Raw genomic sequence first — 16,678 nt, 5'->3', positions numbered from 1 at the left:
CCGATAAAGCCGGTAACTACACGGAATCGGACGGGTTTGTGCTGAACGTCGATACCAGCGTACCGACCACCACGGCGGCAATTACCGCCCAGACCACCTCCGATACCACGCCGATTGTCAGCGGTACGGTATCCGCAGACCTGGTGAACGGTGAATATCTGGTGGTGACGGTGAACGGGAAAACCTACACCTCCCAGACCGGCGGTGCGGTCGTCGTCGACCCGGATCACAACACCTGGTATCTGCAGATCCCGGACAGCGATGCGCTGGGCGTGGCGAGCTATAACGTCACCGCTCAGGTGAAGAGCAGCGCGGGCAACGGTAATACCACCGGTATTGCCAACGGCAGCCTGGTGATTGATACCACCACCGTGAATACCGACTGGGCGACCACGGCGGGGAACAGCAATAACTCGACTATGACCGTCGGCACGAACAGCAGCGGCCTGTGGAATATCATTGCTAACGGCCAGTCTTATTCCAGCAGCGATAGCTCCACTTATGCGGGTAATGCGCTGACCAACACGCGTTCCTACTACGTGGTCAGCCAGACGGCCGCAGACTTTGACCGAAACGGCACACAGGATGTGTTCGGTACTGAAACCGGCTACGCAGGCTCCACGCAGGTCATGTGGACCTACGATGGCAGCACCTATAACGCCAGCCAGCTGGCGATGGGGACCACCATCTGGTACGGCGGCGTGGTGGCGTACGACAAAAACGGGGATGGTTATCTGGATCTGGCATACGGCGATGCGGGTGCGGACTCCATAACCTATCTGATTAACAACAATGGCGTGCTGACACCAGACGGTACCAACGGCGGGGCAGGCTTCTGGGGACAATTCACCACCATGCGTGAAATCTCCGGCGTCGACCTGAACAACGACGGCACCGTAGACATTGTGCAGCACACCAACCGCAGCGGCGCGTACTCGTTAACCGTGATGAACAACAACGGCAACGGCACGCTCTCCATCGGCCAGAACCTGACCAACGTGTTTGTGGTTAACGCCTCGAATACCACCACGGCAGCCTCTATGACGTGGGCGGACTTCAACGGCGATGGCTACATGGACCTGTACCTGGGCAGCAGCTACAACAACACCGGCGGGGTGATCTACTACAACAACGGTGCAGGGCAGCTGTCCACGACCAAGAGCGCGGTAGAAGCCTCTAACGCCACGGCGGGGTATCTGTCGGTGGCGGTGGACTGGAACGGTGACGGGCAGATGGACATCATCAAGCTCAGCACCTACGGCGCGTCACAAACCGCAACCCTGTTCACCAACAACGGTTACGGTTCCACCTGGACCTCGAGCCAGCTGGCGTCTGGGCTTGCCAACGTTACCGGCGTGGCCGCGGTGGATTACAACTGGGACGGCGCACAGGATCTGCTGGTGTCGCAGCAAAACGGCAAGGTGGTGCTGGTGCAAAACAGCAAAACCATTGCCGACGGCACCGCGATGCATCTGCACATTGTCGACAGTGAGGGTATCAACGCTTACTACGGCAACACGGTCAATCTGTATAACGCCGCGGGTGTGCTGGTGGCCTCGCAGATCATCAACGCCCAGTCCGGTATCGGCTCGAACGATACCTCTGCGCTGGTGAGTTTCTACGGGCTGGATCCGAATGAGACCTACTCGGCCGAGATCGTCAAGATCACTAACGGCGTGTCGGATAACGTCACCTGGAGCGGCCTGGAGGCGAGCAACGGTAAGGAGGGCTACGTGCTCACTGCCGAAGCGGCCACCGGCGGCCACAGCGGAACGATTACCGGCACCGGGTATAACGACACCTTTATCGCAGAGGATGGCACCTATACCTATAACGGTTCCGGCGGCTGGAATACCCACTCCGACTATGACACCTGGAGCAACACCGGTGGGATGGACGTGGTGGATTACCGTAACGCAACGTCCGGCATTACCGTTGATTTACGTCTCTCCACGGCGCAGGACACCGGGTTTGGCACCACGCGGTTGTTGAACATTGAAGGGATCAACGGCTCGGACTTCGACGATGTCATTACCGGCAACAGCGGTGATAACCAGTTCGAAGGCCGGGGCGGAAACGACACCTTCAATATCGGCAGCGGCGGCCACGACACGTTGCTCTATAAGCTCATCAACGCGTCGGATGCCACGGGTGGTAACGGTCACGATGTGGTGAACGGCTTTACCGTCGGCACCTGGGAAGGCACGGCGGATACGGACCGTATCGACCTGCGCGATCTGCTCTCCGACAGCGGTTATACCGGCACGGGTTCGGCGAGCTATGTGAACGGGGTGGCAACGCTGGACAGCAGCGCGGGGAACATCACCGATTACATCCGCGTGGTGCAAAACGGCAGCAATACCGAAATCCAGGTTGACCTCGACGGTACGGGCGGTCAGTTCTCGCCTACCACGCTGGTGACCCTGAACGGCGTCCAGACGGATCTGGCGACGCTGCTGGCCAATCATCAACTGTTAATTGCGTAAAACCCTGCCGCGGGGAGCGATCCCCGCGGCCTTTTGCGTTTCTTTAGACGACTTGCGTTAACCCGGAGATTATGAAGACACATCCACAGTACGAACCCTGGTTGCAGGGCATGCTCATCATCGCGAAGCACTATCGGCTGGATTTTTCGGCGGAGCATGTTCGGGTCACGATTAACCATGAAAGCCAGTCCCCGCGCCAGCTGGTGCTGGAGGAGATGGCGCGCCAGCTTGGGCTTGGGATGCGTAAGGTGGAAGCAGACGCCGTCTCCCTCGACCCGTGGCGTTTACCGCTGCTGGCGGAGTTCACTGGCGGACAGATCGCGGTTATTAACCGCATGGACAACGACGGCAACGTCAGCCTGCAGTTCAGCGGCGATGGCGGGCTGGAGACAACATTAACGCGGGAAGCGCTCGGCGCACGGCTGAAAACACTGCTGGTGTTGCGCCCGCTCGAATCCACGCCGGATGCCCGCGTGGATGATTACATCAAACCCTATGAGAAAAACTGGTTCTGGCAGCTGGCGCTGAAAGACTGGCGACGCTACAGCGACATCATGCTGGTGGCGCTGGTCGCGAACGTGCTGGCGCTCTCCGGCATGGTCTTCTCCATGCAGGTGTACGACAGGGTGGTGCCCTCGCAGTCTGAAGCCACGCTGTGGGTGCTGTTTGGCGGCGTCATGCTCGCCATCGTGTTCGAATTCATTATGCGTATGCTGCGCGTGCATATTTCGGATGTGGTAGGTAAGCGAGCGGATCTGCGGATCTCCGAGCGGGTGTTTGCTCACGCGCTGCGGATCAAAAACGGCGCCCGCTCTAAATCGACCGGGTCGTTTATCGCCCAGATCCGCGAGCTGGAGTCGGTGCGCGAGCTGATTACCTCCACCACCATTGCGGCGATTTCCGATCTGCCGTTCTTCCTGCTGTTTGTGTTTATTCTGTGGATGATTGGCGGCCCGCTGGTGCTGGTGGTTCTGCTTGCCGTGCCGCTGCTGCTGATCCCGGGCCTGCTGGTACAGCGCCCGCTGGGAAAACTGTCCAGCGAAGGGATGCGCGAATCCGCCATTCGTAACGCCACCCTGGTGGAGGCGGTACAGGGCATTGAGGACATCAAGCTGATGCGCGCCGAACAGCGTTTTCAGAATCAGTGGAACAACACCAACGATGTGGCGGCCACCGTCGGAATGAAACAACGCTGGCTGACCGGGCTGCTCCTGACCTGGACGCAGGAGGTACAGTCCATAGTTTACGCGGTAGTGTTGCTGGTGGGGTGCTATCTGGTCATCAGCGGCGACATGACCACCGGTGCGCTGGTGGGAACCTCGATTCTGGCCTCGCGCACCATCGCGCCGCTCTCACAGATTTCGGGCGTGCTGTCCCGCTGGCAGTCGGCGAAGGTGGCGAGAAAGGGTCTGGACGACCTGATGCAGCGCCCGATTGACGATCCTCAGCAGGGTAAAAAGGTGCATAAAGCCCATCTGCGCGGGAACTATACCCTCGACGACGTGGGATTCTGGTACGACGACGAGGAAAAACTGACCGTGCTGCACATCAGCAAATTGCAGATCCGCGCCGGCGAACGGGTGGCGGTGCTGGGGCGCAACGGTTCCGGCAAAAGTACCTTGCTGCAGCTTCTGGCCGGGATGCAGGAACCGCAGCAGGGAAGCATTCTGCTGGATGACATTGCCTTAAATCATCTCGACACCGCCGATGTGCGCCGGGATATGCAGCTGCTCAGCCAGCAGGCGCGGCTGTTCTTTGGCTCTGTGCGCGACAATATCCTGATGGGCAACCCGCTTGCTACCGACGAGGAGATCCATCAGGCGCTGGTGAACAGCGGTGCGCTGGAGTTCGTGCGTAAGCAGAAAATGGGGCTGAACTACCTCATCAATGAAGGGGGGGCCGGGTTATCCGGCGGCCAGCGACAGGCGCTGTTGCTGGCGCGCGCCCTGATCACGTCGCCCAATATTCTTCTGCTGGACGAGCCTACCGCCTGGCTGGATGAGATGAGCGAAAAGCAGTTCATTCAGCACTTACAGCAATGGCTGGGCAAGCGCCGGACGCTGGTGGTGGCAACACACCGGCTGCCGATTCTGGATCTGGTTGACCGCATCATCGTGCTGGAAAACGGCAAGGTGGTGATGGATGGCCCGCGCGACGCGATCCTGCGTCAGCACGGTATGGCGCCGCAAAAGGCAGCGCAGCGTACCGTGACCATGAAACCGGCGGCCGTGGCCGAGGAGGGAATGGCATGAATGATCTATCCCGCTATAACAGCCGCCTGAAAGAGCCGCGCCTGCCGCGCTCAACGTGGGTGGCCTGGTCGCTGTTCGCGCTGCTTGCGGCGTTTATCGCCTGGGCGAGTCTGTTCCAGCTTGATGAAGTCACCACCGGCAACGGCAAAGTGATCCCGTCTTCTCACGAGCAGGTCATTCAGTCGCTGGAGGGGGGCATTATCCATAGCCTGCTGGTGCGCGAAGGTGACATCGTTGAACGTGGGCAGCGGCTGGCTCAGCTTGACCGCACCAAAACAGAATCCAGCGTGCTGGAAAGTGAGTCTCGTCTGAATGCCGCGCTGGCCACGGCTGCGCGCCTGAAAGCGGAAGTGAACGACACGGAACTGACGTTTCCGCAAGAGCTGGATGACGACGTTGAACTGGTCAAACAGGAAACGGCGCTCTTCCAGTCCCGTCGCGAAAGCCTGGAAAAAGGGCTGGCCGGTTTGCGTCAGGGGGCTGAACTGGTCCAGCGCGAGCTGTCGTTAACCCGTCCGCTGGTCACTCAGGGGGCGGCGAGCAAGGTGGAGGTGTTACGTCTGGAGCGGCAAAAAAACGAGCTAGAGAACAAAATCACCGAAATGAAAAACCAGTATTACGTGCGCGCCCGTGAAGAGCTGGCGAAAGCGAATGCGGAGATCGAAGCCCAGCGCTCGGTCATGAAAGGACGCGAGGATTCCCTGACCCGTTTGACCTTCAACGCGCCGGTGCGCGGGATTGTGAAGGACATCGACGTCACCACCGTCGGCGGGGTTATCCCGCCCAATGGGAAACTGATGAGCCTGGTGCCTCTTGACGATCAGATGGTGGTTGAAGCGAAAATTTCACCGCGTGATGTGGCGTTTATCCACCCCGGACAAAAAGCGCTGGTGAAAATCACCGCCTATGACTACTCGATTTATGGTGGACTGACGGGCGAGGTGACCATGATTTCACCCGATACCCTTCAGGATGAGGTCAAAAGAGACGTGTACTACTACCGCGTCTATATCCGTACTGACAGTAACCACCTGACCAATAAACAGGGCAAGGAATTTCCGGTATTCCCGGGGATGATTGCGACGGTGGATATTAAAACGGGCAGTAAATCCATTCTGGATTATCTGCTGAAACCGCTGAACAAGGCGAAAGAGGCGTTGCGGGAACGCTGACGAACAGAAAAGGGCGCTCGGGAAACCGAACGCCCCAGGATTATACCGGGGAGGTTACGTCACCCCCCTGGCGTCGCTCCTTCGGAACCACGTTGATGTAATGCGTGACATAGGCAAAATATAACCCGGCATAATTTTCGACGAGCTGCATAAATGCAGGATAAATGGTCATGCGGCCATCCCCTCTGTCTTTAAGATAACCTGCTTCTTGCGCGGATTTAATAATGCGCGCCACGTGGATACGTGAGACAAAAAACGCTTTCGCCAGCGTGCCGGGCGAATAATCAATTATCGCGCCATGTGCGGTTTTGTTTTTAATGGCCTGCAAATATAAATACAGCATAATCATTCGCCCTCCATCCTTATCAATAAATAACCCCACTTCCGGTAACACGGCTTTGAAGGTTAATCCGCGAAACAGATACTCAGCCGCCCGGCGGAAAAAGTTATTTCTCAGAATATCGTTATCTAACAGGTTAAGGTCGATGTTAAATGTCGGGTAAAGAATACTGACAGGTATAAATGCGCCGCTCATGTAACGTTTTAGTTCATCCAGTCCTTTTTGCGTGGGGGCGATGCGCGTCTTTCGGCGATCCTCCATACAGCGCCAGGTCTTAATCCGCCCGGTAGTTCTCAGTAAGGTGATGATAGCAATAACGCTGTTGGGACTGGCGATTTTGTATCGCGAACATAATGCTTTTATCTCTGAAACAGATTCGGCCTGATTGCCGAATATAAAACAACACATGGCAAGAATAATATTGAACCGTGATTCCTGGAGCATTGTTTTGTAGAACAAGGGTTGTTTTTTATAGATGCTGTCATTGATTTTGTAGTGTTCTATTATTGCCTCGCTAAACCGCGGGTTGTTCTTAATAACATCCCTTCGATGTAGCAAGGCCCTGGATGAGATATGATTATCCATAGCATTTTCTCTTTTTGAGCAAGCCGACGTAATGAAGTGTCCAGACTTCTTTTTCGGAATTTTCATTATACCTTGCAGGGAAAACATTTTCCGTCGTTATTTGCAAAGATTGTTATATTTGCACAGCATATGGATCCAGGCGGTGATTAACGCAAAGATGTTGCAGGGCGAGACGTTGATAACGGTTTATTAACCTACGGGGGTAAGATAAAATTAACCTGTTACGCAGGTTATACTCAGGCTTGTGACATTTCCGCATGTTTTTAGTCTCGATGTGCTGGTCATTATTGACCAGGGCAACGGTGTTTTTGTACCCAGGAGCGCATTATGATTCAAAACAATTCTCACAATAATCATGATTGTCATGCACAGGAATTTGTTATTTCAGCCTGCAGTTTTACGTTCCAGGGGTACCGTCTGTTACTGAAAGAGCAGGGAGGGTTGGCGTCACAGGTGCGTTTTGAGGATGACGTCGCAAATCGGGAAGATGTCTACACTATTATCAAAAATCAGGACGCTAAAATTACGGTCTTTCTCGGGGAAGAGATCGTGGATCTTTTGCAGAGCCTCAGGCACCTTGCCGATCTTCTTAACACACTTCCCGTCATCCGCCCGGTCACTCTGTATGGCAATATACCTGACAGTTGGCTGTACGGGACCTTGCGTAGTTTATTGAATAACAATCAAAAATTATCTCTGATCCGCATCGCCAACAGCGGCGATATTATTGCGCGTGTTCAGAAAAAAATGACGCATGCAGGGACAGATCTCGCTCATTGCAGGATCATCATGCGGACTGTAGCTTTAAAGACCGTCAAAAAGGGCTCACAAACAGAGAACTTGATGTCTTATTAAATTTCTACCGGGGCATGTCGGTAAATAAACAGTGCAAAAAATTTGGGCTGACGAATAAAACGGTATATACACATCGCAAGGCCGGTTTAAGAAAGCTGCAATTAATCCAGTTGTGGTATAAAAATTCTCAGGGTTTTTCTGCGTCAGGGAGTGGGGAACGGCAGGGCAAAATAGAATCACTGTCCAGTACTGAGGTGGATGTCTTTAATGCGCTGCTTAAAAGGGAGATATTTCCTGCGTATCAAATCATCACCGATGAAAATAAAAAAGGTGTTGGGTTTGAGATTTTATTACGCTGGAACAAGAACGGTAAAATTATCAAGCCTGCCCATTTTCTTACCGGGGTGAAAAATCGTGAGCTATGGTTGAATATCACGGCGCTGGTGCTGCATGCCGCTGTTTCTGGCATCAACAAATATAACGGGAAATATTATTTTTCGGTGAATATACCGCCGGAACTCGCGGCCGGAAATGCCTTGCCCGAGATGGCCAAAAAAGCCATCAAGATGCTGCTCAAACCCCAGTGGGCCGGGAACCTGGTCTTTGAATTTGCTGAAGATATTGATGTGACCAAAGATAAAACCATCCCAGAAACCATGCGTCGCCTGCGCAGTACGGGGTGTCGGTTATTCCTGGATGATTGCTTCTCCAGCCATCAAACCATGTTTCCGGTGAGGCAGGTTCATTTTGATGGTTTAAAGCTTGACCGGGATATTGTCGGAAAGTTTGTCGCTAATGATAATGATTACAAACTTATCAAAGCGATTCAGATATACAGTGACATGACCGGCAGCGAATGTATTGCAGAGGGGGTGGATAGCGAAGAGAAATTTGAAAAGCTGGTGGCGTTAGGCGTAAAAAGTTTCCAGGGATATTATCTTTCCCACGCCGTGAAGGAAGAGGAGTTAGATCGCATGGTAAGATTGTTTAGCTAATAAAATAAGGCCCCGTGGGGCCTGAGATTATTTACGGCCGAGTAACAGGCCCAGAACAATACCCACTGCACCAGCTGCAATCAGGCCGGTTAACGGGTTATTTCTGACTGCCTCAGTGACATCAGAAACGGCATCACTGGCCTGCGCAGCATATTTTCGTGCTGCCCCTTTCACCTGATGTTTAGGGGAGTCAACGAATTCACCAAACTGCTGCTGAGCAGAGCCCGTCAGTTCGTCGAGTTTATTTTTGGCTTTATCACCAGCATACTGTGCGTTTTTATCAGCGTCGAAATCAGACATTGTTACCTCCTTTTGTGGATAATTAAAGGATAGCCGCTATTTCAACATCTGAGAGCCGTAATGCGGATTCTGGCGCGTTTTAGGATATGTCTCCCTTCGCGCCGCCTTACTCGTCAGACTCGTCTTTGCCGTAAAACAGTTTGCCAATTTTGATGAGAGGACGCCCCTGCGACTTACGGTGAAGGTTGCTGTCACGCAGGGAATATACGCATCCGCAGTACTCCTGCTGATAAAACTGTTCGCGCTTGCTGATCTCAATCATCCGCGACGATCCGCCTTGTTTGCGCCAGTTATAATTCCAGTAGACCATGCCCGGATAGTGGGCTGCCGCGCGCTGACCGCAGTCGTTAATCTGCTGCATATTCTTCCAGCGCGAGATGCCAAGGGAGCTGCTGATCACACTGAAGCCATTTTCCGCCGCGTATAACGCCGTGCGTTCGAAACGCATATCGAAACACATGGTGCAGCGGATCCCACGCTCAGGCTCCCATTCCATCCCTTTTGCGCGTTCAAACCAGTTGTCCGTATCGTAATCCGCATCAACAAAGGGCACGCCGTGTTTTTCCGCAAAACGAATATTCTCTTCCTTACGGATGAGGTACTCCTTTTGCGGGTGGATATTGGGGTTATAGAAGAAGATGGTGTAATCAATGCCCGAGGCCTGAATGGCCTCCATTACCTCGCCGGAGCAGGGCGCGCAGCAGGAGTGCAGCAGCAGTTTGTCAGCGCCGTTTGGCAGGGTAAGTTGAGGACGAATGAAGGGGGCTGTGCTCATGGTATTCAACAATATGTTAATGAAATTTATGGAATTGTAGCATAGATCCCGCACAGCCGGGATCTCTGCACAGCGCGCGCCGTTTACCCGGCAAATTTCAGCAGCGCTTCTCCATCCAGGCGATAGCGCACCCACTCGGACTGCGGGAGCGCGCCAATGCTCAGGTAGAAGTCGATTGCCGGCTGGTTCCAGTCCAGTACGCTCCATTCCAGACGACCACACTGGCGTTTTACGGCGAGCTGCGCGATATGCTTCAGCAAGGCTCTTCCCGCGCCTTTACCGCGATAATCCGGGGATACATACAGGTCTTCCATATAGATACCGTTGCGGCCAAGCCAGGTTGAATAGCTGGTGAAGAACACGGCATAGCCAGCGATCTTACCTTCATACTCCGCGATCAGCGCTTCGGTTTTACTGTCTGCGCCAAAGAGGGTTTCGCGGATCTCGTCCGGCGTGGTGATCACTTCTTTCGGCGCTTTTTCATAGACCGCCAGCTCATAAATCATGGCGTAAATGGCCGCCGCATCCTCGGGGCGGGCCTGACGAATGGTAATGCTCATGGTTGTTCCTGCATGTTTTGCGATTGATGGCGCTAAGCATACGGAGTATTGTCCGAAGAATTAAGTGCAATGAAATCAACAAATGATGAATATTATGCATCCGGCCCTGAGACGCCTTGATTTAAACCTGCTGCCCGTTTTCGACGCCATTTACCGTCACCGTTCGGTTCGCCTGGCCGCCGATGAGTTAGCGATGAGCACATCGGCACTGAGCCATGCGCTGTCACGTTTGCGAACGACGCTGAATGATCCGCTATTTTTCCGGGAAGGGCATCGCATGTCACCCAGCGTATATGCCATACAGCTCGCGCCGTCCATTGCTTCTGCTTTGTCGTTTCTTAATCATGAGCTTACCCCGCAGCCGGAGTTTGAAGCGGCCAAAAGTAGCGAGAGCCTGCACATTGCGATTACAGATTTTACCGCGCTTTGTATATTCCCGGCCCTGATGCACACGTTGCAGGATGCCGCGCCGGGTTTGCGTTTTGAACTGCGTTATCTGCCGCACAGCCCGGCGCTGACGGAGCTGCTGGCAGGCGAAGTGGATCTGGCGCTCGGTTTCAGCACGGCGGAGGAGATCCGCCATCCTGAACTGGAGGAGATAAGCTGGTTTGAAGATGAGTATGTGGTCATCAGCAACGCAAGCCGGACACGTCTGACGCTGGAGGATTATCTCGCGGCCCGCCATCTGGTGGTCACCCCCTGGAATGAGAAGCAGGGCGTGCTGGATTTACGCCTGGAGGAGCTCGGCTATACCCGGCACATTGCAATCAAAACCCCGTCAATGCTCAGCGCGCCGTTTATCGTTGCGCAAAGCGATCTGCTGATGGCCATTCCCCGGTATGCAGCCGAAAAGCTGAAGGCGGCAGTGGATATCAACATTTTTACCTTACCGTTCTCCATTCAAAAATTTGACGTGAAAATTTACTCCCATAAACGCAGCGGTCAGCGGGGCGCAACCCGCTGGCTGAAAGAAGAGTTGCAAGCGCTGGCGCAACAGGGTGATAAATGATTAATGAATATATTGTCTGAAATATGAACGCGCGCCTGCCGCAAGTCATTGGCAGGCGCGCGGGGGCCGTAACTGATAGGGTTTCAGTTAGTATCTCAGTAAAATATATGTTAAGCATGCGGTCCCTGTAACAGGGGGCAGCGGATCCAAAAGTTAACTTATTAAATGACTAGCTATCGCGGGGCACTCTTATTATCAAAGGGGTTGTCTCAAATCCGTGCGGGCATTTGCGCGCATTGCAATGCTCAGCGTATGAGCAGTCTTCAGAATCCAGGTTTTTATTAAAAGGACAGGCCATTTTGTTTTTTATTTCGTCCCACAGGTTCTCATTGTATGGCGAGACGTTATAAAGGGATATTTGGTTGAACACGCCATTTACAAAAATTCCATTTTTTGTTGTATGTATTCTGTCTCCGGGCAAAAGATAGATGTCACTCTCGTACCAAATTATTAATCTTAATAATTTCAAACCAACAATGTGCGAATAAACGATTCCTGTGTTAGGGCAAATGACAGAACTTAATACTCGCCACGACATCATACTCTTCTCCATAAGATATTTTTACCTGGATTTAGGTTTAGCACGTGATCAGACATCGATCAATCTTGTAACTCATTGATATTGATCGTTATTTTAAGGTGTTTTGATTTTTCTCTATATATAACAATGGCTTGCGCAATATGGTTTCGATAATTATTTTGAATTATATATCTTACATCAAAGAGGAGTGGTTTGATTTTGACCGTTTACAGATTCTGAACGCCAAAAAATAAGATTTCGTAGAAGCCTTTATTATTAAGGAAAATTTAATCATGGCGGAAACCATTTCATTTCAACCTGTTACCAGGTTTAAGGTTTAGAAGGTTTTTTGAATTATTATCAATGCTGCTTATCGATTCCAGCGAATAAAGGGTACTGGTGACGCTTTTTTTTGGCTTAGCCATAGAAAATGGCTTAATTCGAATGTAGAGGCCAGCATTTCAAAGAGAAATTATTCAGAATTACTTATGTATGATAATGCGATTCAAGAGCCTGTTGAGGCGAACAACGCTATCAATCTCTGCTTAGAACCGGCTTCAGCAGTTAAAGAAACTGATGAAGCTATAGCCGCTCATGTCACTGAAAAAAATCGCTGCCACGGGGCGCTCAGGAGTTATTTGCGTGAGTGTGAAATTATCAGCATGAGTCTGGAACGGATGCGCCAGCTAGGGTGTTAAAGGCGTTAAGTTGCTCGTTATGGCCAGGCTGGCAGATTTCAGCAGTGACGAAGGGGGTTGCTGGCCGTCGGTTGAAACGATAGCCCGGCAGATCGGGGCTGGGCGCAGCTCTGTTGCGGGGACCATTGGCGAACTGGAAAAAAGCGGCTGGCTTAAGCGTACAGAACGACGCAAAGGACATCGTAGCGCCACTAATTTGTATACGCTGAATGTTGCTAAGCTTAAGCAAAGCGCAGCCGAGACCTACAATTCTCAACCTCCAGTTTCTTAGTATCCAGAATCTGGAAGCTCAAGCTTAGCCCCGGCGGGTTCTCAGCCTCCAGTTTCTGAACATCCAGAAAACATACAAAAAAGGGGTTCTGAGTATCCAGAAACTGTAGAGGCTCATCAGTATTAGATCCATCAGATATAAAACCTTCTTCGTTGGAAAATTCTTGCGAATCCGTCGATCAAGAAAAAACTCAGAAATTTCTTTCCCGTCATCCTGAAGCGGTGATTTACCCCCTCCGGAAAATCCTGGGGTTCTCAATCCGATCTGGACTGCGCTCACTGGATTTTTGACCGACTTCACATGATGTACCCGACGCAACGCGAACCTAACCGTAACAGACAGACAAAACCGCGATGGGGATGGAGAATCTGACCCGGGCGAATAGCGAAGATTCCATATACGCGGTAAAGGGGAAGCGACCGCAACGGCAGGACGCTTCGATTATCCAGCACTTCTCAGCGCCACGATACGAGCATTCGCGTAAACCAGACTGCGTACGGGAAATGCTGGTGCGTCTGCTGGGCGATGTACCTCACATTGAATTATTTGCACGTTCAACTTCTAACAGTTTCGATGCATGGTGATCTTGACCCGCCATTTCCGGACAGCTTTTGTATCTTAAGTTAACGATGCCCGCTGCCGCCGGTATTCTCTCGGAGAGTGATATCCCAGCGCACTATGCGGGTGATTTTCATTGTAATGCGTGAACGCCGCTGCAAGGTTTCGCAGGGCTGTTCTCACATCCGGTTTCGGCATGAACGCGATATAGTCTTCCTTCATCGTCTTCACGAACCGTTCGGCCATGCCATTGCTCTGCGGGCTGCTCACCGCTGTTGTACATGGCTCCAGATTCAGCTCTTTGGCGAACCTCCGCGTTTCATGCGCGGTATATGCTGAACCGTTGTCCGTCAGCCACTGCACCGCTGTGTCGGGCAGCCTGTCGCCGAAGCGCTTTTCCACCGACCTCAGCATCACATCCTGCACGGTCGAACTGTCATAGCCTCCCGTGCTTGCTGCCCAGTCTATGGCCTCACGGTCGCAGCAGTCCAGCGCGAACGTTACCCGCAGTTTTTCGCCGTTGTCGCAGCCGAACTCGAAGCCATCTGAACACCAGCGCATATCGCTTTCTGCCACCGCTATCTTGCCCTTATGTTCACGCTTCGGTCGCTCTGGTTTGTGATGCAACAACAACAGGTTATGCTCGCTCATTATCCTGTAAAGCCGTTTGGCATTCACAGGTGGCTGTCCCTCTGTGCGACGTTGCTTGCGCAGGATGCCCCACACGCGTCGATAACCATAACTCGGCATATCGCTGATAATGTTGAGGATAGCCGACAGTATTTCTGCGTCTGCTTCTTCATTACGCCGGTTACAGCGCCTGTCCTGCCAGTCGGCCCAACGGTTAATCCGCAGTGACAGTTGCGCACGCGACACGCCCATGGTCCGGCTGACCATGGCTATTCCCCGTCCTTTGGCAACAAGGGCGCGTGCGCTATCCATTTTCGCGACTGACCGTACTCCACGGCTTCTTTCAGGATCTCAACTTCCATCGTCTTCTTGCCCAGAAGGCGCTGAAGCTCCCGGACCTGCTTCAGAGCAGCAGTAAGCTCAGAAGCAGGAACGACTTCCTCTCCAGCCGCAACGGCGGTGAGGCTGCCTTCCTGATATTGCTTCTTCCACTTAAACAGCAGGCTGGGCTGGATACCATGCAGGCGGGCGACATGGGAGACATTCATACCCGGCTCCATCGTCTGCTGGATAATGGCGATCTTCTCCTGAGGAGTTTTACGTTTACGGACTTCTTGCCCTAACAGGATCCCGGTCATCTCAAAATTGGTGTTAGTGTTAGACATATATTCAAGCCTATCTCTTATCTGGAGATACAGCTACTGTCTGGTGTTTCAGGGGGCTACATCAAGTTTCGATGCATGGGGAAATCAGTGCGATAGTCCTGCTGTGGCATTATGTCCAGCTCATAGCGTTCAGGTCTATGATTAAATGAATACGAATTTTACTTCGAGCATTGCTTGGAATTAAATTTGACTTAGGGAGGGTGGAGGGGATCCACAACATTAATGGTTTGTTTTTATACAGATTTTTTCAAAGAGGTTGTGAAAATGTGTGTCAGTGCGCGAAAAGAGAAGATTAAAGGTGTTACAATCTCTCAACAATAAATCACTTCCCCCTCTATTGCTATGGCTAATAAACAGTATCTTAAAGGAAAAAAAGTCCTACCTCACACACGTAATCAGGTTAAGAAAGCTGGCGAAGCCATTCGTAAGAACGAAGGTGATATTGCTGCTGCGACAGAAATAATTCGAGACTATCGTGCTTCTCATTTGTATCCATTAACAATTATTAAAAATTTGGTATAGCGACATACCAGAAAAATCAATGAGGAAGCTGTAATTGCTAGGAGACTAAAGCGATTACCAACAATAATTGATAAACTTACAAGGAAAACCCTTGATGGGGTTAATCCAAATAGTATGTCAGTTGTAAGAATGAATGATATTGGTGGTTGCCGAGTTATAGTTGACAATAAAACAGAATTGCTAACGCTAAATGACTCTTTAAATAATAGTAAAACGTTACACAAAACTATAAGAGTGCGTGATTATCTTGAATCTCCCAAAACAACAGGATACCGTGGTATACATAGAATCTATGAGTGTTATGCTCATGCTGATTCTCATGATTGGAAGGGGTTTAAAATTGAGGTGCAGCTTCGTACTGTTTTACAGCACTTATGGGCAACAACAATTGAAGTTGTTGACCTTTGCGAAGGGAAAGCGTTAAAAACAAATCCATTCGAGGCTGATCAAAGGTGGACTGAATTCTTTTTTATTATGAGTGAATTTTTTGCTGAAGATGATGGTTTTATAGTTCTCGATAATACAAAAAAAAGTCATTATAAAAAAAGATTGCAGGCGCTAAATAATGCAATTGGGGCATACAATAAGTTGGCTTCGTTCAAAGCTGTGTTTTCGACGAAAGACATAGATGAAAGATCAACTGGAAAGAGTTTTGTTGTATTGATTATCGATGAAAGTAATAAAAGGGTTTCTTATACCTTTTATAGTGAAACTCAAAAAAAGGACGCAATACGAAAATATAATAGTGAAGAGAGGGATGGCGGGAAAAATGTCTTGTTAGTCCAAATGGATGACATAAAAAATATTAAAAGTGCCTATCCTAACTATTTAATTGATACAAGTGAGTTCCTAAGGAAATTTGATACTTACACCAAGGCTACATACTGGATAAATCCAATCCCTCCGCGGGGTTAGATGCACCAGATATTTTTTTATTAAAGGTTTGAGTCTGGTGGCCGATAATAAAGTTTCAGTTTATCAAAATGATGAGGTGTATTAATGGAAAACGAAATTTTAGAAGCTTTAAAGAAAATACATGACAATCATGAGAAAACAGCGGGCAGCCGCTTACCGTATTTCGATATTTCACTTGACAAGTTACTGTTTCAATTGGGGTTGGATGAAAGCGCATATCATGAAAACCTTTATGCAGCACTTGAGTCTCTTGAAGAGCAAGGTTTGATCTATGATCAAAGTACAAGTAATGGGGGATTTGGCCGAATGATTGGTACCGATGATGAAATCTCTCATAGCATTGCAACGAAAATCCGCTTAGCACATTAATGTTCTATAAAAATTATATTGCATTTCATATTATATCGAAATTTTGTTGAGAAAAAAGGATTTGGTTTAATAGCTAGCAAGTTATGATATTTAGAAATATTGAAAAATATATTCGAAACCCGTATAAGCGGGTTTCTTTTTTAATAGCACAAGTTGCTAATTTAACAATGTCGACATATTTGGAAAAAATTTTTTGTATGGCTTTGCTCAATTCAATTCAATTCAATTCATTAAAAAATATTTTAAGCAAAACTAATTAAT

Annotated in this window: 13 protein-coding genes and 3 pseudogenes; 10 read left to right on the top strand and 6 right to left on the bottom strand. The window is 50.6% G+C overall.

Annotated features, from left to right (window positions below):
* The first annotated feature begins 419 nt into the window (after positions 1-419).
* From ECL_RS28045 to ECL_RS10205, 3 genes are all read left to right on the top strand, one after another.
* Positions 420-2,486 (top strand): beta strand repeat-containing protein, encoded by a 2,067-nt coding sequence (locus ECL_RS28045; protein WP_438503915.1) that lies wholly within the window; start codon positions 420-422, stop codon positions 2,484-2,486.
* 71 nt (positions 2,487-2,557) lie between these two features.
* Positions 2,558-4,738 (top strand): type I secretion system permease/ATPase, encoded by a 2,181-nt coding sequence (locus ECL_RS10210; protein WP_013096691.1) that lies wholly within the window; start codon positions 2,558-2,560, stop codon positions 4,736-4,738.
* On the top strand, positions 4,735-5,910 hold the full coding sequence (locus ECL_RS10205) for an HlyD family type I secretion periplasmic adaptor subunit (RefSeq protein ID WP_013096690.1): 1,176 nt from the start codon (positions 4,735-4,737) through the stop codon (positions 5,908-5,910). The genes ECL_RS10210 and ECL_RS10205 overlap by 4 nt, the downstream gene beginning before the upstream one ends.
* A 40-nt stretch (positions 5,911-5,950) precedes the next feature.
* On the opposite strand, the gene ECL_RS10200 is transcribed toward ECL_RS10205, so the two are convergent.
* Entirely contained in the window at positions 5,951-6,835 is an 885-nt protein-coding gene (locus ECL_RS10200; RefSeq protein WP_013096689.1) for a hypothetical protein, read from the bottom strand.
* A 327-nt stretch (positions 6,836-7,162) separates the two neighbouring features.
* On the opposite strand from ECL_RS10200, the pseudogene ECL_RS10195 reads away from it, so the two are divergent.
* Positions 7,163-8,625: pseudogene (locus tag ECL_RS10195) on the top strand (EAL domain-containing protein).
* 27 nt (positions 8,626-8,652) lie between these two features.
* Here the strand turns inward: ECL_RS10195 and ECL_RS10190 are convergent.
* The 3 genes from ECL_RS10190 to ECL_RS10180 form a co-directional block, all read right to left on the bottom strand.
* On the bottom strand, positions 8,653-8,925 hold the full coding sequence (locus ECL_RS10190) for an ElaB/YgaM/YqjD family protein (RefSeq protein ID WP_013096686.1): 273 nt from the start codon (positions 8,923-8,925) through the stop codon (positions 8,653-8,655).
* A gap of 106 nt (positions 8,926-9,031) precedes the next feature.
* The gene (locus tag ECL_RS10185) at positions 9,032-9,700 is read right to left on the bottom strand and encodes an epoxyqueuosine reductase QueH (RefSeq protein ID WP_013096685.1); all 669 of its coding nucleotides are present in this window, start codon (positions 9,698-9,700) and stop codon (positions 9,032-9,034) included.
* A gap of 83 nt (positions 9,701-9,783) precedes the next feature.
* Positions 9,784-10,260, bottom strand: a complete 477-nt coding sequence (locus ECL_RS10180) for a GNAT family N-acetyltransferase (RefSeq protein WP_013096684.1) — start codon at positions 10,258-10,260, stop codon at positions 9,784-9,786.
* 82 nt (positions 10,261-10,342) lie between these two features.
* Between ECL_RS10180 and ECL_RS10175 the strand changes: the two genes are divergently transcribed.
* The gene (locus ECL_RS10175) at positions 10,343-11,269 is read left to right on the top strand and encodes a LysR family transcriptional regulator (RefSeq protein WP_013096683.1); all 927 of its coding nucleotides are present in this window, start codon (positions 10,343-10,345) and stop codon (positions 11,267-11,269) included.
* Positions 11,270-11,438: 169 nt separating this feature from the next.
* Here ECL_RS10175 and iraM read toward each other — a convergent pair whose 3' ends face one another.
* Entirely contained in the window at positions 11,439-11,807 is a 369-nt protein-coding gene (gene iraM / locus ECL_RS10170) for an anti-adapter protein IraM (protein ID WP_071843286.1), read from the bottom strand.
* Between the two features lie 470 nt (positions 11,808-12,277).
* Between iraM and ECL_RS10165 the strand changes: the two genes are divergently transcribed.
* The 3 genes and pseudogenes from ECL_RS10165 to ECL_RS10155 form a co-directional block, all read left to right on the top strand.
* The gene (locus tag ECL_RS10165) at positions 12,278-12,487 is read left to right on the top strand and encodes a hypothetical protein (protein ID WP_044158389.1); all 210 of its coding nucleotides are present in this window, start codon (positions 12,278-12,280) and stop codon (positions 12,485-12,487) included.
* A pseudogene (locus tag ECL_RS10160) lies at positions 12,432-12,722 on the top strand (helix-turn-helix domain-containing protein); the annotation flags it as partial. The gene ECL_RS10165 and the pseudogene ECL_RS10160, both read left to right, overlap by 56 nt.
* Before the next feature lie 371 nt (positions 12,723-13,093).
* A pseudogene (locus ECL_RS10155) lies at positions 13,094-13,339 on the top strand (MT-A70 family methyltransferase); the annotation flags it as partial.
* A gap of 37 nt (positions 13,340-13,376) precedes the next feature.
* On the opposite strand, the gene ECL_RS10150 reads toward ECL_RS10155, so the two are convergent.
* Positions 13,377-14,584 (bottom strand): IS3 family transposase gene (locus tag ECL_RS10150; RefSeq protein WP_164928067.1). Its coding sequence is split into 2 segments (ribosomal slippage): positions 13,377-14,263 and positions 14,263-14,584, totalling 1,209 coding nucleotides; the frame shifts between segments, so codons are not numbered across the junction.
* A 564-nt stretch (positions 14,585-15,148) separates the two neighbouring features.
* Here ECL_RS10150 and ECL_RS10145 point away from each other — a divergent pair.
* Together ECL_RS10145 and ECL_RS10140 are read left to right on the top strand one after the other, a co-directional pair.
* Positions 15,149-16,048, top strand: a complete 900-nt coding sequence (locus tag ECL_RS10145) for a RelA/SpoT domain-containing protein (RefSeq protein WP_337459786.1) — start codon at positions 15,149-15,151, stop codon at positions 16,046-16,048.
* Between the two features lie 84 nt (positions 16,049-16,132).
* On the top strand, positions 16,133-16,417 hold the full coding sequence (locus tag ECL_RS10140; protein ID WP_044158394.1) for a hypothetical protein: 285 nt from the start codon (positions 16,133-16,135) through the stop codon (positions 16,415-16,417).
* Positions 16,418-16,678: the final 261 nt, after the last annotated feature.

Source organism: Enterobacter cloacae subsp. cloacae ATCC 13047, from assembly GCF_000025565.1.
Lineage (GTDB): Bacteria > Pseudomonadota > Gammaproteobacteria > Enterobacterales > Enterobacteriaceae > Enterobacter > Enterobacter cloacae.
The sequence above is the reverse complement of the archived record's forward strand: the minus strand, read 5'-3'. Positions and strand labels throughout refer to the sequence as shown.